Below are 25,102 nucleotides of genomic sequence, written 5' to 3'. Positions count from 1 at the left end.
AAAGCCTCCTTTTAGTTAATAATGAAGCATAATTACCATGCACGAAAGCGTATCACCCAAGGGTAGACCGCAATTAACCATTTCGCCCGTTTTCAGCTCCATACTCCGCAAACCCATACGATAGCCAAGCCCAGTCAATCATTTATGGAACCCTCAACAAACCTCTTCCCGCACTTCCAACCCATCGTCAGCGTGGCCAATGGCAAAATCATCGGCTACGAGGCCTTGGCCAGACAACTTAACGCCAACAAGCAAATCGTCTCGGCGGGTCCGCTATTTTCCTCGCCGAACCTGGATGAAAAACAACGCACGGAGCTGGATAGACAAGTCCGCTGGCAAGCCTTGCAAAAATTCGCCGAACTGGACGGCAACACCTATCTGGCGATCAACATATCGGCCGCCTGGATCAACAATCTGCGCCATTTAAACGCATCGCCAACCCTGAAGATGCTGGAAGAACTGAACATCGACCGGCAGCGTATCATTATAGAAATTACCGAGGACCATGCCGATCTGGGTAAATTGAAGGAAATCGTCAAACGCTACCGCAAGCAGGGCCTGCGAGTGGCATTGGACGACTTTGGCGCCGGCTCCTCGCAATTGCAAAGAGTCATGGCAATTCAGCCGGACATTATCAAAATCGACATGCGCCTGTTCAAGCAAGCCACCAAGGGAGGTATCGCCAGCGAAGTGGTGCATCTAATGACCCGGCTGGGCAAGCGCACCGGCTGCCAAATCATTTGCGAAGGCGTGGAAACCGATGAGGAATTTCTATTCGGCCTCAGCTGCGGAGCCCAGTTCATGCAGGGCTATCTGTTTTCGCCCGCCCAAGCCGAATTCAAGCCGCCGCAATTATACGAACAACACATTATCTCCCTGCGCAACAAATTCCTGAAAAATACGGTGGCGAAACTGCAGCTCAAAGTGACCGCCATCAGCACCACCAAACAACTCATCTATCGCTTGGCCGAGGTTTTGCAGGGCGACTTCAACCTGAACGAACTGGCCAGCTGGAATTTTGCCCAGAGCGATGTGATCCGCTTTTATCTGTGCGACAACCAGGGCAATCAGTTGTCGCCGGATTTCAGTTTCTTGGAAAATCAATGGTTTACAGACCCGCGCAAAATAGGCTTCAATTGGTCCTGGCGACCCTATTTTTTTCAACTGCTGGCGCTGGAAGCCGCCGGCGACAGGGACCGCATCGTCACCTCGGAGCGCTACCGCGACTTCGGCAGCGAATTGTTGTGCAAAACCCTCTCTCTGCGACTGGATGCCGACCGCATCCTGTTGGTCGATATCATTGCCGACGAATAGCCCGGCAGGGCTAGCGGCATGCCGAATCGCTCCGCAAAAGCCGGCCCACCGGCCGCCGGCATTAGCTTGCCGCCAACCGCCGCGGCATATTCTTTTAGCGAACTTGCGCTTGACGGTTTATCATCTTGCCACCCTTCCGGCACGGGCCAATGAAATGTCATGGCAATTTTCGACGAAGAATCCAAGCGCTTAAGCATCAAACTGGTTTATTACGGCCCCGCGCAGAGCGGCAAAACCACCAACCTGATGCGTCTGCACGACATCCTGCGCCCCGATCTGAAGGGCGACATCATGCTGATGGAAACCGCCAACGACCGCACGCTGTTTTTCGATTTGCTGCCGCTGGGTTTCAAGGCCCCATCCGGCCTGCTGATCAAATTCAAGCTCTATACGGTACCCGGCCAGGTAGTGCACGACAGCACCCGCAAGGCCGTGTTGTCGCGAGCCGACGGTGTGGTATTCGTCGCCGATTCGCAGCGCGGCCAAAGCACCAATAACGGCGAATCCTTTGCCAACCTGGAAGACAACGCCGCCAGGGTCGGTATCGATTTCGACCGTTTGCCGCTGGTCGTGCAATTCAACAAGCGCGATTTGAGCGGCATACTGAGCGAGGAAGAAGTCCTGCGGCGCTGGCAAGCCGCGCCCTGGCCCGTGCTGTTCAGCTCGGCGCTGGTGGGCGACGGCGTGGTGGAAACCTTTAATGCCTTGTTGAAACAGGTATACGACAGCCTGGACCGGGAGTTCGAGTTTCAAGCCCGGCATGACTTGAGCCGAGCTGCCTTTATCGCCCAGGCCAGCGGCCAAATCGACCGGAGCCCGCCATGAACAGCGACACCGAGCACGATTTCGAGCGCGATCTGAGCTTAGCGGACCTGTTGCGCGGAATAGACAAACAACGGCTGGAATCCGCCTTGCAAGCCCTGCTAGGCACCGCCTTCGCCGTTTCCGATCACAACGGCGAATACCTGCTGGGCGCGGCCGATTTGGCCGGCGACGCCCCCAGTCTAGCCCTGTACGGCGAGTTGGAGCCCATAGGCCAGATCAGCGCCGCCATCCCGCAAAATCGTTTAAAGGCCGCCGCCGACTTAATCAGGTTATTATTGCGGGCCAATGCCCGCTACCTGATGGCATCGGACTTACACCTGCAAACCCAACAGGCCGACTTCGAAGAACTGCAACGCCGGCATAAAGCCCTGGAACAATCGGAACAACGCTATAAAGCCCTGGCGGAAACCCTGGAAATTCGCGTCCGGCAACAGGTCAAAACCATAGAAAACACCCAGCTGAAACTCTATGAAACCGAAAAACTGGCATCCGTGGGCCGTCTGGCGGCCGGCATCGCCCACGAAATCAACAACCCGATCGGTTTCATCCGCAGCAATCTGTCCACGGCCGCCGGCTACTTGACCGCGTTGAACAGAATCGACGAACTGCTGCAAACCTGTGCGGACCTAAGCAGCTTAAAAGCCGCTTGGCAGCGGGAGGATATGCCGTTTATCCAACAGGATATGCAAGACATCCTGCAAGAGAGCATAGGCGGCGCGGAGCGTATTGCCGCCATCGTCAAGGACTTAAAGGGTTTTTCCCGCGTCAACGACGCCGATTGGGAAGATGCCGATCTCAACCAGTTGATCAGGCAAGTCTGCAACGTGGCCGCCGCCGAACTACGCGATAAGGCCGAAGTCTATCTGGACCTGAGCCAACTGCCCTTGCTGCACTGCCATCCCGGCGAGCTGGGTCAGGTATTTTTAAGCCTGCTGATGAATGCGGTGGACGCCATGGCCGCTCCGGGCAAAATCCGTATTCGCAGCGCGTGCCGGGAAAATCGTATCGTAATCGACATCCGCGACAACGGACGCGGAATACCCGCCTCCGACATGTCGCATATCTTCGATCCGTTTTTTACCACCAAGGACGTCGGCAAGGGCATGGGCCTGGGCCTGAGCGTTGCCCGCAACATCGTCAAAGCCCACCAGGGCGACCTGGAAATCAAAAGTCAACCGAATGTCGGCACGCTGGTATCCATCAGCTTGCCGCTGCCAGCCGGCCGATGAATCGTGTCCAAATATAGCGCACTGTTTACCGGCGGAAACCTGGATAGCGAAGCCGGCGGCAAGCACAAATACCGCCTGCTGTTCGTCGACGACGAACCCAATGTGTTGAGCGCGCTGCGGCGGATATTCCGCCGCGAGAACTATCACATCGATACCGCCATGTCGGGCCAGGAAGCCCTGCAATTGTTCAAGGAAAACGACTATCAACTGATTATTTCCGATCACAGGATGCCGCACATGAACGGTGCCGAATTGTTAAAGCGCATCAAGGCCCTGCACCCCGCCACCATACGCATCATGCTAACCGGTCACGCCGACACCGGCGCGGTGATGGGCGCCATCAACGAAGGCGCGGTGTATAAATTCATTTTAAAACCCTGGAACGACGACGATTTGCGCGTCACCGTCGGCCTGGCGCTGGAGCAATACGACCTGATAGCCAGAAATAAACAGCTCAAACTCGAAAACCAGGAAAAAACCAAGGAAATCGGCAAACTCAGAAAAGCGGCGGGCTCGGACGGCGGCCAGATCGCCATCTTGCTGAACAACAAAAACCTGCTCAACGATGCCCAACTGCGGGAATTGTTCAAACTCAAGCAAAACACCAACGATTCGGTACTGAAACTGATTCTGCACCGGCAATGGGTGGACGAAGCGGTAATCCGCGAGATCTTGCGCAAGGATTTGCTGGTGGAGGAAATCGCCCTGGCCGAATTTCAGGTCGAATCCGAAGTGCATAACCTGATACCGCATTCGTTGTGCGAACAACACGCGGTCATCCCGCTTAAAATCGACAACGGCCGCCTGCTGATTGCTGTGGCCGACCCGGTCAATCTGGATTTACAAGCCGAGTTGAGCTTTATGAGCGGCCTGCCCTTGAAAGTCGTGATGGCCAATGTCGCGGATATCGAACGCAAAGTGGCGGAAGTTTATGGCGGCATGCAAGCATTCAGCGACTTCAACGAAATCGTCAGCACCAGCGACCCCTTCGAAAGCATACAAATCGTTATCGATGAAGAAGACAGCAACCTATCGCTTGGACAACTACTAAAGCAAACCGAGGAGCCACCGGCGATACGTTTGGTCAACGCCGTCATCCTGGAAGCCATTCGCCTGGGCGCCAGCGACATACACATCCAACCGCGCGCCAAAAGCATCGCCGTGCGTTACCGGATAGACGGCATTCTGGAAGATAAAATTTACATTCCGCATCATTTCCACGGCCCGCTGGTATCCCGCATCAAGGTCATGGCCGAAATGGACATCGCCGAGCGCCGGCGCCCGCAAGACGGCCGGGTGACGGTAAAAACCCCCAACCGCATCATAGACCTGCGCATCTCCACCCTACCGGTCCTGAACGGCGAGAAGGTGGTGATGCGGATTCTGGACCAAAATGCCTCCATCCATCCCATCGATCAATTGGGTTTTTCCGGCGCCGATTTGGTGAAACTCGAGAGGCTGATCAATAAACCGCAGGGCATCATCCTGGCCACCGGCCCCACCGGCAGCGGCAAAACCTCGACCCTGTACTCCCTGTTGCAACATTCCGCCAGCCCCAGCAAAAATTTCGTCACGCTGGAAGAACCGGTGGAATATTACTTGGACAGCGCCGGCCAGGTTAACATCAAGGGCAAAATCGATCTGACCTTTCCGGTGGTCTTGCGCGCGACTCTGCGCCAGGACCCGGACGTGATTCTGTTGGGCGAAATACGCGATCTGGAGACCGCCGAAGTAGCTTTTCAGGCCGCCTTGACCGGCCACCTGGTCTATTCCACCCTGCATACCAACTCGGCCATCGCCACCATTGCCCGCCTGTTCGATCTGGGCCTGAAACCCTACATCCTGGCCAGCAGCCTGGAAGGCATCATCTCCCAGCGTCTGGTGCGTAAAGTTTGCCCGCATTGCAGCGCGCCGGATCGGGTCGATGCCGCCCTGCTGGAACAGCTGGGGCCATTATTCAGCAACCTCGCCCAACCGCTGTTTAAAGGTCAAGGTTGCGAACACTGCGGTTCCAGCGGCTATCACGGCCGGATTTGCCTGATCGAGATGCTGATTCCCAACGAAGAACTGCGCGACATGATAGCCAGACAGGCCGGCCATCTGGAATTCAAGCAGGCCGCCGTCAAAAGCGGCTATAAAACCATCGTGGAGGATGCACTCGGCAAGGTACTGGCGGGCCAAACCACTTGCGAGGAAATCCTGCGCGTGTTGGGCCCGCAACAAATTTGACCCTCGGCATCCCGCCCCCGTTAAACTTACCCCCCCTACCCCTGGAGAAATTATGCAGTACTGGCTGATGAAATCCGAACCCGACGCCTTCGGCATCGACGATCTGGCCGGGCGCCCCGGCCAAACCGAGCATTGGGACGGCGTGCGCAATTACCAAGCCCGCAACATGATGCGCGACGAGATGAAAATCGGCGACCTGGTGTTTTTCTACCATTCCAACTGCGAACTGCCCGGCATCGTCGGCATTGCCGAAGTGGCCAGGGAAAGTTACCCCGACTTCACCGCCTTCAATCCCGACGACAAACACTTCGATCCGAAAAGCCATCCCGACAAACCCACCTGGTACATGGTCGACGTCAAGTTCGTCCGCAAACTGCAACGCACCATTAGCCTGCGGGAACTCAAGCAGCACGCGGAATTGGCCGACTTGGCCCTGGTCAGGCGCGGCAACCGTTTGTCCATCATGCCGGTCAGTCCGGCCCATTGGGAATTTATTCTGGGTCTGGAATGACGGCCATCCGGATTGATCGGCGGGTTTCCGCCAGCCGCTTTGCCACATCGGCGGCGGCTTCCGGTTTATGAAACAAATAGCCCTGGTAATAATCGCAGCCGCTGTCCCGCAAAAAGGCCAGCTGTTGTTCGGTTTCCACGCCTTCCGCCAAGACGTCCAGCTTTAAAATGCGCGACATGGCGATGATGGTGGCGGTAATTTCCCTGTCATTCAGGTCGTCATACAAACCACGCACAAAGCTTTGATCGATTTTCAGTTTATCGATGGGAAAACGTTTCAGATAGGCCAGCGACGAATAACCGGTACCAAAATCATCTATGGACAAGCGGATGCCCAAATCCTTTAAAGCCTTCAGGGTGACTACGGTTTGCTCGGCGTCCTCCATCAACATGCCTTCGGTCAGCTCCAGTTCCAGACGATCGGCCGGAAAACCCGAATCGGCCAAAACCCGCCGCACCAAATCCACCAGATTGCCGGATTGGAACTGCCGCACCGATAAATTCACCGCGATGATCATGGCCGGCAAACCGGCATCGATCCAGGCCCGGCCCTGTTGACAGGCGTGTTGCAACACCCATTCGCCCAACGGCACGATCAGCCCGGTTTCCTCGGCGAGCGGAATGAACGCGGCGGGCGGCACCATGGCTTCGGCCGGCGGCTGCCAGCGCACCAACGCCTCGACGCCGATGGGCGCTTCGGTTTGAGCATCGATCAACAACTGATAGTGCAGCACGAACTCGCCGTCGGCCAATGCCCGGCGCAAGCGAGTTTCCAGCTGGAGCCGCTGGCTGGCGGCATCGCTCAAGGCCTGGGTGTGGAAGCGATAGGTATTGCGCCCCTCCTGTTTGGCCAGATACATGGCCATATCGGCGTGCTGTATCAATTCGGTGACGCCGCCGGCATCGTCCGGGTAGATGCTGATACCGATACTAACCCCCAGAAAAATCTCCTGCCCGCCGGATAACCGAAACGGCGGCAACAACAGATCGATGACGGATTGCGCCACCGTGGCGGCGGTCACCGGCGATTCGATATGCTCCAGTACCAGCAAGAATTCGTCTCCGCCCAGGCGGGCCAGGGTATCCTCATCACGCAGGCGCTTGTTCAGGCGGCCGGCCAGTAAACCCAGCAACTCATCGCCGCTCGGATGCCCCAGACTATCGTTGACCGTCTTGAATCTATCCAAATCCAGATACAGCACGCCCACCTTATGCCCGTGCCGCTCGGCGCGCTCGACCGCGTGTTGCAGGCGCGACCGCGCCAGCAGACGGTTGGGCAGATCGGTCAAGGTATCGAAGTGGGCCAGACGCTCCAGCCGAGCTTCGGACTCCTTGATTTCCGAGATATCCCTGAAAACGCCGACGTATTGGCACGGCTGACCCTTTTCGTCGAAAACGGTATTGATGGTCAACCACTGCGGATAAAACTCGCCGTTTTTGCGCCGGTTCCAGATTTCGCCCTGCCAATGCCCCTTGCTCGACAATTTATGCCACAGGTTTTGGTAAAACAGTTTGTCGTGGCGGCCGGAGCGGATCAGGTTGGGGTTTTTGCCCAGGGATTCGGCTTCGCCGTAACCGGTAATTTCGGTATACGCCCGATTGATGGCCACGATGCGCGGTTGCAGATCGGTAATCAAAATGCCTTCGCGAGTCGAGTCGAATACCGCCGCGGCCTGACGCAGGGTTTCCGTGGCGCGCACTTTTTGTACCGCCAAGGCGGCGATACGGGCAAATTCGCCGATCAGCTCCAATTGCTCGGCGATCGGTTCGCGCTTGCCGGCGTGATAAATCCCGAAAGTGCCCAAGACCCGCCCCGCCTCGTCTTTAAACGGCACCGACCAACAGGCCCCCAGACCGGCCCGGCGGGCCAGATCCAGATACTCCGCCCAATAAGGATGCTGTTCGATATCGGTCACTATGACCGCTTCGCCCAACCAGGCAGCGGTTCCGCAGGAACCCCGCCCCAACTTCGGCTCCAGTTGCTCCACCGCTTGATTGTAAAAGTCCGGCAGACTCGGTGCCGCGCCATGGGTCAGTCGGCCGTTGACGGGATCGACCAGCAAAACCGAAACCCGCATGTCTGGGTAAATGGCCTCCACCCGCCGGGCGATATCGTCCAGAATCAGCGACAGCGGCCGATTGGCGACTATGCTGTCCAAGGCTGCCTGACGGGCCAAACGCAGGGCTTCCGTGCGCTTCTGTTCGCTGATATCCAGCCAGGCGCCGACGATTTCGATCGGCTCGCCGCCGCCGTCCCGGATCAGGCGCAACTCGTCGCGCACCCACATCCAATGCCCGTCCGCATGCCTGAAACGGTATTCGTGGATCAGGTGACCGTCTCTCATCAGTTTGGCTTGATATTCGATGACTTTTGGCAGATCGTCCGGATGCAGATGGGTCAACCACCAATCCGCTCCCATGGCCTGCTCCGGGGTATATCCCAACTGACGCTGAATATTGTCGCTGACCCAGCTGGTCACCAGGTGCCGATCCGAAAATCGCAGGTTGTAGAGTATGGTGGGACTGGCCGCCAAAACCCGCGACAGACGCTTGGCGGTCTGTTTCAACATCACGCGCTCGCGGTTCAATTCGACTTGATGGGCCACTTTTTCCAGGGTTGCAGGCAGTTCGTACAGATAACCCTCATGCTTGGCCAGATAATCATCCACCCCCAACTGCAGCGCCCGGGCGGCCACTTCCTCGCTGCCTTGGCCGGACACCAAGACGATGGCCACATCCAGGCCGCGTTCGTGCCGCAGAATTTTGGCCAACTCCAGGCCGTCCATGCCCGGCAAACGATAATCGACCAATACTACGTCGAAATCCGTTGTCTTGCCGGCATCGCCCATCAGCCGCAACGCGTCATCGGCCGTCACCGCCAGCGTGAGGCGGATATGCGGCGCGTGCTGCGCCAAATGCCGCCGGGTCAAATCGCTGTCGAAAGTATTGTGCTCGACCTGCAGTACCCTGAGTATGCGGCGATTGCGATCGACATGCTCCCTGAACCTCGCCACCACCTGTTCCAGCGCGGCGGGCAACCTGCTTAAATAGTGCTCCCGCTTGACCAAATAGTCGTCGGCGCCGGCCTTCAGCGCCGCAATCGCGGCGTCCTGATCGCCGGAGCCGGTGACTATCACCACCGCCGACGGCAATTGCTTTTCCCGCACATAGGCCAGGGCGTCCAGGCCGCTGCCGTCGGGCAGCGACAGATCGGACAGCACCACATCATAGCCTTGCTGTTGCGCCAGCCTCGCCAATCCGGCCGCCAGCGTGTTGGCGATATCCAGCTCTATCCCGGGAGCCGACTTTCTTAACGCGCGGGCGGTAAGATCCGCATCGCTGGCCGAATCTTCGATATACAGCACTTTCATGGCACTGCAACCGGAGCGGGAGCCGAGCGGAGGCATGGCCCGTGGGAACACATGAAAAGCATCAACATAACGGGCGAATAAGGATTTCGCCAAAAATAATTTCCGCATTCCGTTCCCTCTCCCTCCGGGAGAGGGCTAGGGTGAGGGATATAAAAAACCTGGAACAGTTCATACGCGGGGCATTTCATTAAACACGCACCAATACAATTCGATTTGCTGGGCCACTTCCATGAATTTATCGAACTCCACCGGTTTGACGATATAGGAATTGGCCCCCAAGTCGTAAGCGGTTGAGACATCCCGGTCTTCCTTGGAGGTGGTCAAAATCACCACCGGTACGCTGCGCAGGCGCGGATGGGTTTTCAGGACCCGCAGCACGCTCAAGCCGTCGACCCGCGGCATATTCAAGTCCAGCAATATGACGGTCGGCAAGGCCTCGCCGGCTTCCCAGCGCGGAATCCAGGCCAAGGCTTCCTCGCCGTCGCGCGCCACCAATACTTCATTGGCCAGCTTGCGGCGTTTAAAGGCCCGCAAAGTCAAATCGACATCGACGGGATTATCCTCGACCAACAGAATGGGTGGATAGGCAGTCATGGGTAGCAAGCCTTGCGTCGCACTTGGCAACGCTGAAAGTTTTTGTGCGCCGATAACATCAATCTAAGCGACCGCCGGCAGTTGCAAATAAAACCGCGCCCCCTGGCCCGGCGCGCTTTCGGCCCACACCTCGCCGCCCATGCGTTGCATGGCCTTTTTGACCAAGGCCAGGCCTATGCCGGTACCGGGATAATCTTCCTGCCGGTGCAAGCGCTGAAAAATCTCGAAAATCCGTTCGTGATAAGCCATATCGAAACCGATACCGTTGTCGGCAATCCGTACCAGGGCGTGGTCGCCCCGCCGACCGAGGCTGATCTCGATGCGGGGCGGCAGGCTGTTGGCGCTGAATTTGAGGGCATTTTCCAACAAATTGCGCATGACCAAGCCCAAACCGTTGCTGTCGGCCTGCACGTAAACGGACGATAGGTCGGTAACGATTTCGGCGCCGGCCGCCGCGATATCGTCGGCTTTCTCCGCCAGCAGTTGCTCGATCAAGGCGGCCAAATCCAGCGGCAGCGTCTCCAGCTTACGCCTTTCCATGCGGGAATAGGCTAACAGATCGTCGATCAATTCGCTCATCCGCGCCACGCCGGTGCGAATGTTGGCGATAAAAAAACGCCCGTCTTCGTCCAGGCTGGCGCCATAGTCTTCCTTCAGCAATTGACTGTAACCTTCTATGCCCCTTAATGGCGCCTTCAAATCGTGCGACACCGAATACACAAAGCTTTCCAGCGATTGATTCAACGCTTCGAGCTCGGCGGTTCTCTCCGCCACCCTGGCCTCCAAGTCGACATTACTTAGCCGCAGGCTCTGTTCCGCCTGACGCAACACGGTGATATCGCGCCCGATACCGAGTATGCCTATCAACTGCCCATCCGCATTCTCGACCCGGGTTTTCACGGTTTGGAACAAGCCGCGATAGCCGTCTTCGGCGAAAGTCAGCCACTCCTCGTTGACCACCGGAACCGCGGCCTCGAGTGCGCGCTTATCGTTGGCGCGGAAGGACGCCGCTTGATCGGCGTCGAAAAAATCGAAATCGGTACGACCGATAATATCGCATTCCGGCGCGCCGACCAGCCGCTGCAAAACAGGATTGCACAACAAATATACCCCGTTTACATCCTTTAAAAAGATCAGGTCGGGGATGGTGCCGATCAGGGCGCGCAGACGGGCTTCACTGTCCAGCAGCGCGGATTTGGCCGCCAGCCGCGCGCTGATGTCCTCGGAAAAGATCACGATGCCGCCCACGCCGCCGGAATCCAGGTACCAGGGCCTTACCTCCCAGCGCAACCATTGTTGGCCGCCATCGTGTCGCCGAAAGCAATCCTCTTCCATGCGGACGATTTCGCCGTTCATGCCGCGTTGGTGAATAGCCTTAAAGCGGTCATCGATTTCCGGGAACACATCGTAATGGCTCAACCCGAATAAATCCCGCTCGCCCAATCGATAGTCGTCCAGCCAGCGCCGGCTGAAGGCCAAATAGCGCATGTCGCGATCGAACATCGCCAGGGCAGCCGGCGCATAATCGATAAACAGCTTGAAGCGGGACTCGCTTTCCCGCAGGGCGGCCAAGGCGGATTCGGCCCGCAAGCGGGCCAGATTGGCATCCTGCATTTGGTTTAACAGCGCCAGACGGGCTCTGGCCTGTTGCTCGGCCGAGTGGGCCCGGACCGCCGCCAAGGCTTGCTCGGCGGCCTTGCGTTCGGTCAAGTCGAACACGAATGCCACTCGCGTCAGCGGCTGCTGTTGCGGATTTCTCAACACCGTAACGTCAACCAGCACCGGAAAACGGCTGCCGTCCTTTCTGACATGCTCGGTTTCGAACACCCCGTGCGCGTTCTTGCTCAAGGCATGCAAGATGTGCCGCATATCGTTCTGCCGTTCCATGGGAAACAAGCGGGCCAGGGGCATGCCGGTCATTTCGTGGGGGCCGTAGCCGCGTTGCCGGGCAAAAGCCGGATTCACCAGACTGATAGTGTTGGCCTGGGCGTCGGAAATGATCAAGCCGACCTGAGCCTGTTCGAAGGATTCCATCCATAACCCCAGCCGCTGTTCAACCAGACGGAATTCGGTGACATCCAAAAAACTGAACAACATGCCATCCAGCAGGCTTATTGCGTAAATCAGCACCCGCTTTTCGCTGCCGTTCGCGCAGCTCACCCGATATTCGCCGCCCTGCACATCGTCGGTCCGCTCGAGCGCCGCCCGCATGCCGCCGACCCATTCCGCCTTGACTTGGGCCCGATAATGCGGGTCTGGGTAAGCTCTGGGCCACCAATCCCTCAGACTGGTCAGTTCGGTCGGTTCGTAGCCGAACAGCGAGTCGAAGCGAAGATTACGCGCCGCGATGTACTGCTGTTTGTCAATCAAGGCCATGGCCACCGGCGCTTCCTGAAACAAACGCCGAAACCGCGCTTCGCTAGCGCTTAATTCCTCGGAGGCCTGTTCCAATTGCCGTCTGCGCTGAACATCCCGGCGTCTGGCCGAGTGCATGGCTTCGCTGATCAGACTGACGGTGAGGCCGTCAACAAGCAACAGACTCCAATGAAACAAGCCGAGCCGGTTGCCGATCTCAAACAGGCCAACCGGTTGCATGTTGTAGATCGATGCAACGGCAACCGCGGCGGTCGCCAGCAAACCCGGCCAAAGTCCGCCCAGCAAGGCGGAAACTATCACCGGCAACATGAATAAAACCAGCAGCGGCGCATGGTCGAATATTTCCGCAATCCGGCTGTAGACTATTTGCACCATGCTCACCAAGGCCGCCATCAGCACATACACCAGCCAGCCGGGCAGGCGTTGAGCGGCAAACACTTGTAGCAGGGAATAATCCGCCTCGGGCTCGTCAAGGGCGGGCGGCACCCCCTGCAACACGAAATAAAAGCCCAATCCGCTCAGCAGCACAAACAACACGCCCTTGGCGGACGACAGCCAAACCACGGCAGCCATATCGATCAAGGCGGGCAACAATTGGTCGGAAAGAAATATCCAGGCCAGCGCCAGCGCCACATAGCCTAGACAGGCCAGAACGATGTAACGCTGGCGCCGCGACATAGTCATGAGGAAGGCCCGGATTCGGACCGGTCAATCCCGCTCTCGGTAAAACTCAGATCGTAGGGCGGCGACTGTCCGAGTTGCTCCGCTAGCGCATTGATGCGCCGCTTTAAATCTATCATCGCCAGTTCCCGGTCCACCGAGGCTACATTAAAGCGCTCCAGTTCCCGATTGCGTTGGTACAGAATCAATTCCGCCCGCTTGCGTTCGGTGATGTCGCCGATCACCATGACTCTGCAACCGCGCTCGGCATAGACCAGATCGTGGGCGTGGGTGACGACATCGATAAAGTCGCCGTTTTTCTTGCGGTGGTGCCACTCGCCGTCAAAGGTCAAGTCCCGCGCCAGACTGAGCACGGCGGGCTGTTCGGAAGCGGGATATAAATCCGTCAGATTGAGTTGTTGCGCTTCCGCCCGGCTATAGCCGTAGTGTTCCAAAAACGCTTCATTCACCGACATCAACCGCAATTCTTCCCGGTCGAATATCAGCATGGGCGCCGGATTGTGCTCGAACAGATAACGGTAATAAGCTTCGCTGTCGGCCAGGCGCCGATGCAGTTGCGTTTGCTCGCTGATATCCAGACAGGAACCGATATAGCCCAAAAAATGACCGTCGGCGTCGTAACGCGGCATGGCTTGATTGAGCAGCCAGCGGTATTCGCCGTCATGACGGCGCAAGCGATGTTCCAGGAAAAAAGCCTCGCGCGCCGCGAAGGCACGGGCATATAGCGTCCAAAACCGCTCGGCATCCTCGGGGTGTATATTTTCCAGCCAGCCGTGGCCTTGTTCCTGCTCCAGCGTGCGGCCGGTAAAATCCAGCCAGCGTTGATTGAACCATTTACAGCTCATGTCCGGGCGTGAAGACCAAAACAACACCGGAGAGGCATTGGCAAGGGTTTCCAGTTTACGCAGCAACTGCCGCAACTCGGCCTGATAACGTTGTTGATTGGCGGCCAGACTATCCAGCGCCGCGCCAATCGCGGCCAGTTCGTCGCCCCCCCGCAGATGCGCGCGCAAGTCTAAATCGCCCTTGCTCATGGCAATGGCGGTTGCCGTCAGATGCGCGGCGCGGCGAAACCACAAAACATGCAACAAACCGCCCAGCAATAGAGTCAGTACTACGATCAGTCCGGCATGCCTGAGCAAATGGGCTTGTCCCAACGCCGACCGTTCGGCCAGGGCCGGCGTCAAGTCCAGCCTCAGCCGCAAAACCAGGTCGGGCCGAATGCCGACTTCGCCCAGCAAGGCCTGTTCGCCCGGGATGGCGCGAATACGAATGTCGGGATGCCAGGCGAAAGCTTCCGGCGGCATGCCCGCGCGTAAACTCGGCGCCTGTTCGCTCGGAATGCCGCTCAACGGCTGCCCGGTTTCCGCCCCGGACAAGGCCGCCACAATACTGCCCGCTCCGTCCACCAACCAGGCATGCGTGATGCCGCTCAGCAACGGCAATTCGGAAATCAGCCGTTGCGCCTGCAAGCGGTTCCCCCGCACCCATTCAAGTTGCAGCCGGCTTTGTTCTATCCGCAAATGTTCCCGCAGCCGCTTTTGCTCGCTAAACAGTATGGTTTCGGCATATTGCTCGACCAGCAAGCGATAATTGACGGCGACCGCCAACAGGGCGGCAACGCCGAACAGCAAGGGCACCAAGAATCTGGCCGGCAGCGAAAGCAGGGCTTTACGTATCATGGCCGCGCGATAGCCGGTAAATCATGAGGGTCGGCGGACGGCATTCGGGGAGCCCGCCAAGTGGAATTAGGCGTGTATAACAATGGCATTAATCGGTCTGTCATACGCAACGGATCGCCGTGACTTATTGAGGATGAGGAGGATGTAAGGCGGTTATGCCGGTTTCACCTGTTCCGCGCGCAGAGCGAACACAATTACGACAAAAGCATCTCCAACGGCGACATCGCTTCAAATCCGGATCTGGCGCCGGGCGGCTTATTCAACCCGCTCTAAACGTTTGGGCAAACTTTTACCCATGGTTGAAACGTTCATGACGACTCAATACCGCCTGAGCACGGAACCTTGCTAAGGTAGTGCGTGAGCGCTTCGCGAGCCCGGATCGACTTCGTAACGAAGACCGGTTTCGGTGACGATACTCAGCTTACCGTCGGGCGTCGCGGTCAGGCTGTTGATATGATCTTCCTGGACGTCGGTCTCCAGCCGGGTATCGATCGGCTGTGTATACACCTGGAGCGTCCAAAGCCGAACACCGGTGGCCGCATCGTAGGCGCCGAGCACGCCCGGCGCATGCTCGGGGCCGGGCGTGCTAGTCTGGACTGTCGGTTCGTAGCGTACGGCACCGATCGTTACCGGAGCCACCTGGGGTATGCGCGGGCGGCTGGACATCAAGCCTGACATGGGCTTCTCCTTTGCTGTTGGCGTCGGGGAGGGCTGGACATCAGCCTCGCACGCCGACGCGAAAATCATTACCAGGGCGATTAAAGCCAAGGCCTTGCGATATGCACCCGTGATCATTTCAGAACGCTGTTCCGAATGCCCACGTCCACGGCGCCCGCGCAGTCAGCGGCAAAAAACGCCCAACTTTCCGCATTGGTGAGGCAGGTGGCTGTGCTGAAGTTGTTTTTTTCCGGCTTCATTCCCAACGAATCGTGGGCGTAACGGACGTCGGCCGTAGCAAGTTCCACATGCGTCATTTCGTGAACCAGGATGCGAGTCCAGTTCTTCTTACCCGACAACACGTTCTGATCGGCGAAGAAGGCGCTTTCGATGTAGACGACCCGGATACCGTCGGTTGCGGCGGAACCCGGCGCCGCGGCGGCTTCGGACAGCCAAATCCTGTTTGTGGTGTCCCCGCGTATGGCCGGGACGTCGGTCAGGATTACATGACCTTTGTTCATGGCCCCCGCAAGCTTCTTGAAGCCGGCGTTCAGCTTCGTGGCGATGGCGGCAAGCTCGGCTTCGCCCTGATTATCCTCGTCGGCAAACCAACGCTTGATGATCTCAATCCCCTTGCCTTTGCCCTTGAGGCAGGCACCGGCCACAATCATGGCCTTATGACACCAAGCACCACCCTCCTGCGTCGCCTTGGACAGGTTCTTCTTTGCTTCACTGCTGAACTGCTCGGACAGATCGCTTAAACTGTCCTTGACGGTGAGAAGACTCTTGCCTGAATAGGCATCCGCCGGCCATTCACGCATCGCGGCGGGAGTGGACACGATCCACACCTGATGCGAGCCCCGACTGGTCAGACTGTAGGTATGGCGTAAAAGCTTCAGAGTACCCAGCTTCTTGGCCGTCGCGTCGTCCGCTACCGCGCCGTTGCTGCCCCAGGCGCCCGCGCCCGCGATGATTCCATCGCACTCCTTACCGCTTTTGCTGTCGGACTTAATCCGTTTTCGCAGGTCGCCAAGACTGCCACTCTTACTCTTTACCAAGCCATCCTGCCGCACCAGGCTACGCAGTCCCTTGATAACTCCGTCCCAACCTTTCTCGCTGGAGAATGTTGCTGAAGCGAGACAGGTTCTCGCGTCGGTATATGCATCCGAAAAGAGCTTCACAAAGTGTTTCCTCCATTGTTGTGAGGGTAAGACCCATTTAATGTATGGAGGTAAAGAAATTCATCGCCACTTTGCCTATCCATCCATCGAATAACCATACCCGGCACCCATCTTATTGGCAAGACTTTTTATTTTTACCCTTTGACCGGAGGATGTAAACTTCAGCCTTGCGGGATTCTTGAGCGGACGCGAGGCTTTTAAGCCCCAGTCCTGAATGGTTCGCAAGAGAAGCATCGTTTTTACCAGATGTTTATTACTGACGATGTAGCCGCTGGCAAGCAACCAAGATTACAACCGGATAACGCCAAGCGCCGCGTCGAAGAACTGACGGCTCGCCTTGAACAACGCAAGAAAGAACTCAATACGATGGCTAACGTGGTATCCGGAGCCGGTGGTCATCGGTGGAGCCTTGGTCATTCCGCAAGGTCTATTGGCGCAACGTAAAGGCGAAGTGCCGTTCACAGTAGATTCGGACGCACGTAAACGCATCGAACAAATCGCCATGCAGGCGGTCATCAATGTCGAAACCCGTTTAGGTCACACCATTAAAGATGTATCGATGGAAAAATGCGGCTGGGACATTACTTCACAACCGCCAAGCGCCGACGGCAAACTCGCCCAGGCCCGTCATATTGAGGTCAAAGGTCGAGCAAAAGGCCAATCTACCATTACCGTTAGCCGTAATGAAATCATCTACGGCCTCAATCAAACCGATAAATTCATTTTGGCCATCGTCATTGTCGATAGCCACCAAGGCCCGTATTACCTGAAAAAATCGGTTTAGTCAGGAGCCTGAGTTTGACGTCGCGAGCATTAACTACGATTTGGAAGACTTACTTTCCAGAGCCGAAAGCCTATAATGCACAGAACGACTGTACAGAATTGGAGTATATATGAACTCGGTTAATGTCACTGAACTACGCCAACACTTGCCGGATTATCTTAAGCAAGTGCAACAAGGCGAAGAGATTGCGATTACGTTGCACGGCAAAACCATTGCTCGAATCGTACCCGATCACCGTGAAAGTAAACGCGAAGCAGCTTTAAAACGCCTGGAAGCATTGCGTGGGACGGTCATTGTCGGCGATATTCTGGCTCCGTTGGATGAGGAATGGACGGCCGATGCTGACAATCTGTGATACCAACGTCCTGTTGTTCTGGGCGGATAACCGAAACCGTTTAACAGTTGCCGCCCAACAAGCTTTAGATCAAGGACGGGAACAAGGTTCTCTGGCCTGCGCCGCAATCAGCTTCTGGGAAATAGCTATGCTGTTTCGTAAAAACCGCCTGATACTACCTGCACACTATACCCCAACGTCGTACATGGAAGACATCGTTGAATCGCTGGGTCTGAATATTCTGCAACTGACGCCTTCGATTGCGGCCCTGGCGGAAAGCGGCATTGTGACACATGGCGATCCGGGCGATAGATTGATTGCCGCCACGGCTATTGCGCATCAAGCGCCGCTGATTACGGCAGATGAAAAATTGAGAGCCAATCCAGGCTTGCTTTGTATTTGGTGACACATGTCTTATCCGATTAAAACCCCTAAAAACTAATCGAAGTCGCATTGCCGTTCGATGACATCAATTTCCATAGAGATTCAGGCCACGTCTAATAAGGACGGGTTTGATGATGCTATGCAACGAGCTGTTAAAGAGAATTGCAGGGTTTTGAAGTCTGGGAATGCTGAGTTCGAAGAGGAATAGCTTGCCATGAATTTATTTTGATCAACCACATTCGAAGAAATCAATGATCATGTGTCAAATTGCACTGTTTACGCTCCTTGATAGGCGCGGTAGTTCATCGGTTTGACTTAATCGGACTGAGAGCCGTTTTGAATCGGCAAAAGCTTTAGTAATAGCGTCTTCCGGAATCGGGCGTTCAGGCCGAGATTCGGTGCATAAGGCGGCGGAAAAAACACAGTTCGATCGGTAAGTATCCTCCATGCCGCATACAGCGATATTCCGCGCGGCCGGCACGGTTGATTTATCCGCCGCTGCCGCCGGCAAACAACCGGTAGGCCGGATTGGCGGTTTCCCGTTGAAACGCCAAGCCCAAGCCATGCAGACATTGTTCGAAAGCCGCGCATTCGGCGGCGGCCATTTGCAGACCGATCAATACCTTGCCGAATGCGGCGGCGTGATTGCGATAATGAAACAAACTGATGTTCCATTGGCTGCCCAGCGACAGCAAAAATTTGAGTAATGCGCCGGGCCGTTCCGGGAATTCCACGCTATAGACACTTTCGTTCAAATGCCGCGGACCATGCCCGCCGACCATGTGGCGGATATGGTCCTTGGCCAGTTCGTTGAAAGTCATATCGGTTACCAAAAAACCGTCTTCCCCCAATTGAGCGATCAATTGCTCGCGGTCCCCTTCCAGACCGCTGCTGCTGATGCCGACAAACACTTGCGCCAGCCGTTGGTCGAAATAGCGGTAATTAAATTCGGTGATACTGCGCTTGCCGATTTTTTTGCAAAATTTCAGAAAACTGCCGGGCTGTTCCGGAATCGCCACCGCCAGCAGAATTTCCCTGTGCTCGCCCACCAGAGTACGTTCGGCCACATAGCGCAAGCGGTCGAAATTGATGTTGGCGCCGCTGTCGATGGCAATCAGAGTTTGTTGCCGCGCGCCACTTAATTCCACATACTTTTTCAAACCGGCCACCGCCAGCGCCCCGGCCGGTTCCGCCACCGAGCGGGTATCGTCGAATATGTCCTTGATGGCGGCGCAAATCTCGTCGGTGCCGACGGTAATCACTGCATCCACGTGTTGCCGGGCAATGCGAAACGGCTCGGCGCCTATCTGCTTTACCGCCACGCCGTCGGCAAACAGGCCGACTTGCGGCAGCACCACCCGCTTACCGGCTTGCAAGGCTTGATTTAGACAATCGGCATCGTCGGGTTCCACGGCAATAATCTTGATCTCCGGCCGGACGAATTTCACATAGGCGGCAATCCCGGCCACCAGTCCGCCGCCGCCCACCGGCACGAAAATGGCATGAATATCGCCGTTATGCTGCCGCAGAATTTCCATCCCCACCGTGCCCTGGCCGGCAATCACCTCCGGGTCGTCGTAGGGATGAATGAATACCAGGCCTTTTTCGCCGGCCAGTTCCTGGGCGTGGCTGTAGGCGTCGTCGTAAGAATCGCCGTGCAGCACGATTTTGGCGCCGCGAGCCTTGACGGATTTAACCTTGATTTCCGGCGTGGTTTTGGGCATCACGATCAAGGCCTTGATACCGAGTTTTTTCGCCGCCAGCGCCACGCCTTGGGCGTGATTGCCGGCCGAAGCGGCAATCACGCCGCGTCCGGCCTGCTCGGACGTCAGCGCGGCCATTTTGTTATAGGCCCCGCGTAATTTAAAGGAGAACACCGGCTGTAAATCCTCCCGTTTCAAATACACCCGATTTTCCAGTCTTTCCGACAAACCGGGGGCGAAATCCAGTGGGGTTTCCTCCGCCACGTCGTACACTTTGGCGCGTAATATTTTTTCGATGTATTGATGCATTCTGATCCTCGGTACCGGCTACAGCCTTTGACCGGTGTAGCCTGAACGGTATGGCCCCTCCTCCCCGCCGGCGTAAAAACTGCTGAGGGATTGGCGCTAATCGGTTATTATCCCACACCCTCGCGGCAACATCGTCGCGGCCGGATTTCACACCACCCCTCATCAGGAACAACAACAATGACCCAAGATGAATTAAAAAAACAAGTAGCGGCAGCGGCTCTGCAATATCTGAAAAACGTACCCGTCATCGGCATGGGTACCGGCTCCACGGTCACCCATTTGATCAACCAATTGGCCGACTGCGATTTTAAACACGATATCGAAGCGGCGGTTTCCAGCTCCATCAAAACCACCGAACATCTGCAATCCATCGGCATCAAGGTTTTGGAATTGAACCAGACCGGCGATTTGGAAGTGTACGTGGACGGTGCCGACGAAGTCACCCCGCACAGAAAAATGCTGAAAGGCGGCGGCGGTGCCTTGACCCGCGAGAAAATCATTGCCGGCGCCAGCAAGAAATTCGTCTGCATCGTCGACGAAAGCAAATGCGTGGAAGTGATGGGCAAATTTCCCTTGCCGGTGGAAGTGCTGCCCTTGTCGCGCAGCTTCGTGGCCAGACAATTGGCCAAATTGGGCGGCACCCCGGAATTGCGCATGAACAAGGACACCGGCGCCTCCTACATCACCGATAACGGCTGCGAAATTCTGGATGTCTACAATCTGAGTATCGTCGACCCGATAGGCATGGAACAAACCATCAACAATATCCCCGGCGTCATCACCAACGGTTTGTTCGCCATGCGCGACGCCGACGTGGTGTTGGTGGGCAAAGGTTCGGAAGTGATTACTTACTGATAACACAACGATCATGCAGGCTATCGGCCCGGCCCATGAAGGAAAAGTCGAAAAGGGGGTAAGCTTGCTCATCGAACAGGACGAGGTTAATCCGTCCGTCCAAGAAATATGCACAAAATCACTTCCGCATTCTGTTCCTTCTCCCTCCGGAGGCTGTCGTAAAAGCTCCCTCTCCTTGCGGGAGAGGGTTGGGGCGAGGGGTAAAAACCAGTTAACTATCGTTTTATATACCCTCATCCTAACCTTCTCCTTTATGCCCCGCGGGTGCGGCGGGAGAAGGGACTGATTGTCTTTTCGACACCCTCCTCCGGGAGAGGGCCAGGGTGGAGGATATAAATAGGGAAGTTAGTTCTACTTTGTCAGATTCTTAAAGGAATTCGTCATTCCCGCGGGGATTGCCGGAATCCAGGCTCCATGGCTGGACCAAAGCTTGCCATCCATGGCGCTGGATGCCCGCCTTCCAGGCGGCCTGACGGCGGTTTTTAAATGTGACAAAGTAGAATTAGGAGCGGAGTTCTAAGCTGGCCGGCCAAGCAACCTAGCCCCGCCATATTACTTTCGAATAAATAACGCACCAATTTCAGGTTAACGGTATTGGTCGATTTCCTTCAGGCGTATTGCCAAACATAAACGGTCGTCGACTTCGAATTTTCTGAAAATGGAGGACAGATGAGCCTTGACGGTGCGTTCGGAAATACTCATGGCTTCGGCGATGCTGCGATTGCTTTTGCCCTGCCGTATCATATTGGCCACTTCCAGTTCGCGGGCCGACAATGAGTTGGACATCCGCGTCAATTTATCGCGCTCGTCCAGCGACAAATGATTACCCTGGCTGGATTGCATTTGACCGGTCAACACCCCAAGCACTTTGGGTACCAAAGACCGGCGTATCCAGATATCGCCCCTGAGAATACACTCTACGGCCCTCTTCAGCAGTTGCCCCGCTTCCGCTTCCTCGCAATAGCCGGCGGCGCCGCGCAACATGACCTCGACCTGTTTTTGCTCGGGCCAGTGACTGCCCATCACCAAAAAACGCACATTCGGGTTGGAGAAAACAGCCATCAGGCTGGCGTCTTCATCCAGCTTACCGGCATCGATAATCACCGCATCCGCCCGATATTCGCTACGAGCATTCAATAACCGGCTTACGCTGTGATCCGCAATCAAGACATGCATCCACTCGGCAAGCAGCCGCGGATTGTTGGAATAAATCAGAATATTGGCCACGGTCGGGTTATCTGTTGAATATCAATCTGGACAAGGACGCATAAATGATCCCATTTCAATGCACAATCAACAAGTACGGGCTTTGACGCAAGCTCAGGCATCCGATTTTTTCAGCCAGGCCGCCCTTAATGTTTCGCGGTGTATATACAGCCATTGAATGGCGATGATGGGAATCCCGGATTCGATTTTGCCGTCCTCCAGCATGCGGAAAACCTCGGCAAATTCAATCGCGGTGACGTGGATGTCCTCGTCTTCTTCCGCCAAGCCGTGCACGCCGCCGACCGTCCGGCTATCCACCCGGCCGCAGAACAGCGTGATGCGTTCCGAACAACCGCCGGGCGTGGTGTAAAACTGCTGTATTTCCAACAGCTCCTGGATCACGCAACCGGCTTCCTCCAGCGCTTCGCGGTAAGCCACTTCCGCCGCCGTTTCACCCTCTTCTATCGCGCCGGCCACGATTTCGATCAACCAGGAGCGCCGAGGTTGCAAAACCGCACCGACTCGGAATTGCTCGATCAACACCACTTCGTCCCGCTCCGGATCGTACAACAATACCGCCACGCAATTGCCGCGCCGAAACAGTTCGCGGGTAATAGGCCGGCTCCAGCCCCCCCTATATAAAGTATGTTTCAGGGTGTATTGCTCCAGGCGGAAAAAGCCTTGGTAAACGGTTTCCCTGGCCAGTATTTCAAACTGTTTTTCGCTCACTGTTTATACTCGATCTTGTAAATCACACCCAGTTTGTCGTCGCTGACCAGCAAACTGCCGTCCGGCATCTGCAACACATCCACCGGCCGTCCCAACACCTCGCCGGACGCCGTCAACCAGCCGGAAACAAAGCCGTGCTCGCTAAGCGGCTCGCCTTGGCTGAATTTGACCAAGGCCACTTGGTAGCCTTGCGGCACGCTGCGGTTCCAGGAACCGTGCTGAGCCACGAAAAGCTGTTTGTAATAGTGCTCGGGAAACTGCCGGCCTGTGTAAAAACGCATGCCCAACGGCGCGACATGAGCCTTATAGCGCCAGACCGGGCCTTGAAACTGGCCGCATTTCATTTTGCCGCCGAATTCCGGGTCGGGAATGCTGCCGGCGTGACAGAAGGGAAAGCCGTAATGTTGCTCGGAACCGGTCCACTGGTTCAATTCGTCCGGCGGCAGGTCGTCGCCCAGATTATCCCGGCCGTTATCGTTAAAAAACAGATGCCGAGTGCCGGGCTCCCAATCGAAGCCGACGGTATTGCGAACGCCGTGGGCCAATAGTTGAAAGCCCGTGCCGTCGGCATTGATACTAAACAGCGAACCGTAGAGCTTGTCTTCCGGATTGCAAATATTGCACGGTGCACCGATAGCGCTATACAACTTGCCGTCCGGCCCGAATTTCAGGTATTTCCAGCCATGGTGCTTATCGGACGGCAATTTGTCGAACACCACCACCGGTTGGGGAGGATGGTCCAGGTTGGCTTCAATTTCATCGAAACGGATGATGCGATTAACTTCCGCCACGTACAAAGCGCCGCTTTTATAGGCCACCCCGCTGGGCAAATACAATTCCTTGGCCAGCGTATAACGTTGTTCGGCCACCCCATCGCCGTCGCCGTCCCGCAGGGCGTAAACCTTGCCGTCGCGGGTACCGACGAACAGCACACCGTGCTCGCCCAGCGCCATTTGCCGGGCATTCGGAACATCGTCGGCGTAAATGGAAATCTTGAAGCCGAAGGGTAAGTGCAGTTGCTTCAATACTGCTTCATGCTCGGGTTTGACGGCAAAACAAAGCGGAGAAAACGCCATCAACCAGAATATCGCCTTAAATCCTTTCATTTTTTAGCCCCCTAAAATAAACTTTGCCGCATCTTATCACTCCAAGGCTTGAATTTAACCATTCAGCACCCACCTCGGTTCCATCACCACAACACAGGATAATTAAAATGATGAGAATACTGCTTTTTATGGCCACCAACGTGGCCATCATGATTGCGATTACAATAATTTTTAACCTGCTCGGCCTGAAAAGCACTCTCGATGCGCAAGGCGTAGACCTGAACCTGGATGCCCTGCTGGTCATGTCCGCCATCATCGGCATGACCGGCTCGGTGATTTCGCTGTTCATGTCCAAATGGTCGGCCAAGAGCGCGATGGGCGTGCACGTGATCGAGCGTCCGCAAAACCAGACCGAACAATGGTTGCTGAGCGTCGTTGCCAGACAGGCCCAACAAGCCGGCATCGGCATGCCGGAAGTCGGCATTTTCCAGGCGCCGGAACCCAATGCCTTCGCCACCGGCGCCAACCGCAACAGCGCGCTGGTCGCCGTCAGCACCGGTTTGCTGCAGAGCATGAGCGCCGACGAAGTGGAAGCCGTGGTCGGGCATGAAATCAGCCACGTGGCCAACGGCGATATGGTCACCATGGCGCTGATGCAAGGCGTGGTGAATACCTTTGTGTATTTCTTCGCCACCATTATCGGCCACATCGTCGACCGGCTGGTGTTCAAGACCGAGCGCGGTTACGGCCCGGCTTATTATGTGACTCAGATGGTGGCGCAAATCGCCCTGTCCATTCTGGCTTCCATGCTGGTGATGTGGTTCTCGCGCTACCGCGAATTCCGCGCCGATGCCGGCGGCGCCAAACTAGCCGGTCGGCAAAAAATGATTTCCGCCTTGCAAGCGCTGCAACGCTCGCACGAGCCGGCGCAATTGCCGGGCGAACTGGCCGCCTTCGGCATCAACGGCGGCGGCGTGCAACGCTTGTTCATGAGTCACCCGCCCTTGGAAGAGCGCATAGCAGCCTTGAGAAACCAACGTTAAAAACCTTCGCCGTGCCGGCTTGACAGCCGGCACGGCTTCTTCCATGTCCGTCAATCAATT

20 protein-coding genes are annotated in these 25,102 nt (G+C 56.4%); 10 read left to right on the top strand and 10 right to left on the bottom strand.

Annotated features, from left to right (window positions below):
* The first annotated feature begins 144 nt into the window (after positions 1-144).
* The 5 genes from NP590_RS02995 to NP590_RS02975 all read left to right on the top strand — a co-directional run bounded on the left by NP590_RS02995 (position 145) and on the right by NP590_RS02975 (position 6,108).
* Positions 145-1,314 carry an EAL domain-containing protein gene (locus tag NP590_RS02995; RefSeq protein WP_256600726.1) on the top strand — a complete coding sequence of 390 codons (1,170 nt, stop codon included), beginning with the start codon at positions 145-147 and terminating at the stop codon, positions 1,312-1,314.
* A gap of 159 nt (positions 1,315-1,473) precedes the next feature.
* Positions 1,474-2,139 carry a GTP-binding protein gene (locus NP590_RS02990; protein WP_256600725.1) on the top strand — a complete coding sequence of 222 codons (666 nt, stop codon included), beginning with the start codon at positions 1,474-1,476 and terminating at the stop codon, positions 2,137-2,139.
* A complete protein-coding gene (locus NP590_RS02985) occupies positions 2,136-3,368 on the top strand; it encodes a sensor histidine kinase (RefSeq protein ID WP_256600724.1) in 1,233 nt (410 codons plus the stop codon). The genes NP590_RS02990 and NP590_RS02985 overlap by 4 nt, the downstream gene beginning before the upstream one ends.
* 3 nt (positions 3,369-3,371) lie before the next feature.
* Positions 3,372-5,597, top strand: coding sequence for an ATPase, T2SS/T4P/T4SS family (locus NP590_RS02980; protein WP_256600723.1), 2,226 nt, complete (start codon positions 3,372-3,374; stop codon positions 5,595-5,597).
* Positions 5,598-5,649: 52 nt separating this feature from the next.
* Positions 5,650-6,108, top strand: coding sequence for an EVE domain-containing protein (locus NP590_RS02975; protein WP_256600722.1), 459 nt, complete (start codon positions 5,650-5,652; stop codon positions 6,106-6,108).
* Here NP590_RS02975 and NP590_RS02970 read toward each other — a convergent pair.
* The 6 genes from NP590_RS02970 to NP590_RS20545 form a co-directional block, all read right to left on the bottom strand.
* The gene (locus tag NP590_RS02970) at positions 6,089-9,586 is read right to left on the bottom strand and encodes an EAL domain-containing protein (protein ID WP_256600721.1); all 3,498 of its coding nucleotides are present in this window, start codon (positions 9,584-9,586) and stop codon (positions 6,089-6,091) included. The genes NP590_RS02975 and NP590_RS02970 overlap by 20 nt on opposite strands.
* A gap of 60 nt (positions 9,587-9,646) precedes the next feature.
* Complete coding sequence (locus NP590_RS02965) at positions 9,647-10,072, bottom strand: response regulator (RefSeq protein WP_256600720.1); 426 nt, start codon at positions 10,070-10,072, stop codon at positions 9,647-9,649.
* A gap of 63 nt (positions 10,073-10,135) precedes the next feature.
* Entirely contained in the window at positions 10,136-13,132 is a 2,997-nt protein-coding gene (locus NP590_RS02960) for a PAS domain S-box protein (RefSeq protein WP_256600719.1), read from the bottom strand.
* Positions 13,129-14,811, bottom strand: a complete 1,683-nt coding sequence (locus tag NP590_RS02955) for a PAS domain-containing protein (RefSeq protein ID WP_256600718.1) — start codon at positions 14,809-14,811, stop codon at positions 13,129-13,131. Before NP590_RS02955 ends, NP590_RS02960 begins: the two co-directional genes overlap by 4 nt.
* A 345-nt stretch (positions 14,812-15,156) precedes the next feature.
* The gene (locus NP590_RS02950) at positions 15,157-15,318 is read right to left on the bottom strand and encodes a hypothetical protein (protein ID WP_256600717.1); all 162 of its coding nucleotides are present in this window, start codon (positions 15,316-15,318) and stop codon (positions 15,157-15,159) included.
* 284 nt (positions 15,319-15,602) lie between these two features.
* Positions 15,603-16,649, bottom strand: coding sequence for a M35 family metallo-endopeptidase (locus tag NP590_RS20545; protein WP_256600716.1), 1,047 nt, complete (start codon positions 16,647-16,649; stop codon positions 15,603-15,605).
* Positions 16,650-16,986: 337 nt separating this feature from the next.
* On the opposite strand from NP590_RS20545, the gene NP590_RS02940 reads away from it, so the two are divergent.
* The 3 genes from NP590_RS02940 (at position 16,987) to NP590_RS02930 (ending at position 18,173) form a co-directional block, all read left to right on the top strand.
* Positions 16,987-17,433 (top strand): protein NO VEIN domain-containing protein, encoded by a 447-nt coding sequence (locus tag NP590_RS02940; RefSeq protein ID WP_256600714.1) that lies wholly within the window; start codon positions 16,987-16,989, stop codon positions 17,431-17,433.
* Positions 17,434-17,542: 109 nt separating this feature from the next.
* Positions 17,543-17,788 carry a type II toxin-antitoxin system Phd/YefM family antitoxin gene (locus NP590_RS02935; RefSeq protein WP_256600713.1) on the top strand — a complete coding sequence of 82 codons (246 nt, stop codon included), beginning with the start codon at positions 17,543-17,545 and terminating at the stop codon, positions 17,786-17,788.
* Positions 17,772-18,173 carry a type II toxin-antitoxin system VapC family toxin gene (locus NP590_RS02930; protein ID WP_256600711.1) on the top strand — a complete coding sequence of 134 codons (402 nt, stop codon included), beginning with the start codon at positions 17,772-17,774 and terminating at the stop codon, positions 18,171-18,173. Before NP590_RS02935 ends, NP590_RS02930 begins: the two co-directional genes overlap by 17 nt.
* Before the next feature lie 466 nt (positions 18,174-18,639).
* Here NP590_RS02930 and ilvA read toward each other — a convergent pair whose 3' ends face one another.
* Positions 18,640-20,163: a threonine ammonia-lyase, biosynthetic gene (gene ilvA / locus NP590_RS02925; protein WP_256600710.1), complete on the bottom strand. Its 1,524-nt coding sequence runs from the start codon at positions 20,161-20,163 to the stop codon at positions 18,640-18,642.
* 177 nt (positions 20,164-20,340) lie between these two features.
* On the opposite strand from ilvA, the gene rpiA reads away from it, so the two are divergent.
* On the top strand, positions 20,341-21,018 hold the full coding sequence (gene rpiA / locus NP590_RS02920; RefSeq protein WP_256600709.1) for a ribose-5-phosphate isomerase RpiA: 678 nt from the start codon (positions 20,341-20,343) through the stop codon (positions 21,016-21,018).
* 585 nt (positions 21,019-21,603) lie between these two features.
* Here the strand turns inward: rpiA and NP590_RS02915 are convergent.
* The 3 genes from NP590_RS02915 to NP590_RS02905 all read right to left on the bottom strand — a co-directional run bounded on the left by NP590_RS02915 (position 21,604) and on the right by NP590_RS02905 (position 24,059).
* On the bottom strand, positions 21,604-22,245 hold the full coding sequence (locus tag NP590_RS02915) for a response regulator transcription factor (protein WP_256600708.1): 642 nt from the start codon (positions 22,243-22,245) through the stop codon (positions 21,604-21,606).
* 93 nt (positions 22,246-22,338) lie between these two features.
* Complete coding sequence (locus NP590_RS02910; protein ID WP_256600706.1) at positions 22,339-22,953, bottom strand: NUDIX domain-containing protein; 615 nt, start codon at positions 22,951-22,953, stop codon at positions 22,339-22,341.
* Positions 22,950-24,059, bottom strand: coding sequence for a PQQ-dependent sugar dehydrogenase (locus NP590_RS02905; protein WP_256600705.1), 1,110 nt, complete (start codon positions 24,057-24,059; stop codon positions 22,950-22,952). The genes NP590_RS02910 and NP590_RS02905 overlap by 4 nt, the downstream gene beginning before the upstream one ends.
* A 107-nt stretch (positions 24,060-24,166) precedes the next feature.
* Between NP590_RS02905 and htpX the strand changes: the two genes are divergently transcribed.
* Positions 24,167-25,042 carry a protease HtpX gene (htpX, locus tag NP590_RS02900; protein ID WP_256600704.1) on the top strand — a complete coding sequence of 292 codons (876 nt, stop codon included), beginning with the start codon at positions 24,167-24,169 and terminating at the stop codon, positions 25,040-25,042.
* The last annotated feature ends 60 nt before the right edge of the window (positions 25,043-25,102 follow it).

The organism is Methylomonas subterranea, assembly GCF_024505185.1.
Classification (GTDB): domain Bacteria; phylum Pseudomonadota; class Gammaproteobacteria; order Methylococcales; family Methylomonadaceae; genus Methylomonas; species Methylomonas subterranea.
Note: the sequence above shows the minus strand (reverse complement) of the source record. Positions and strands in the feature narration are given on the sequence as shown.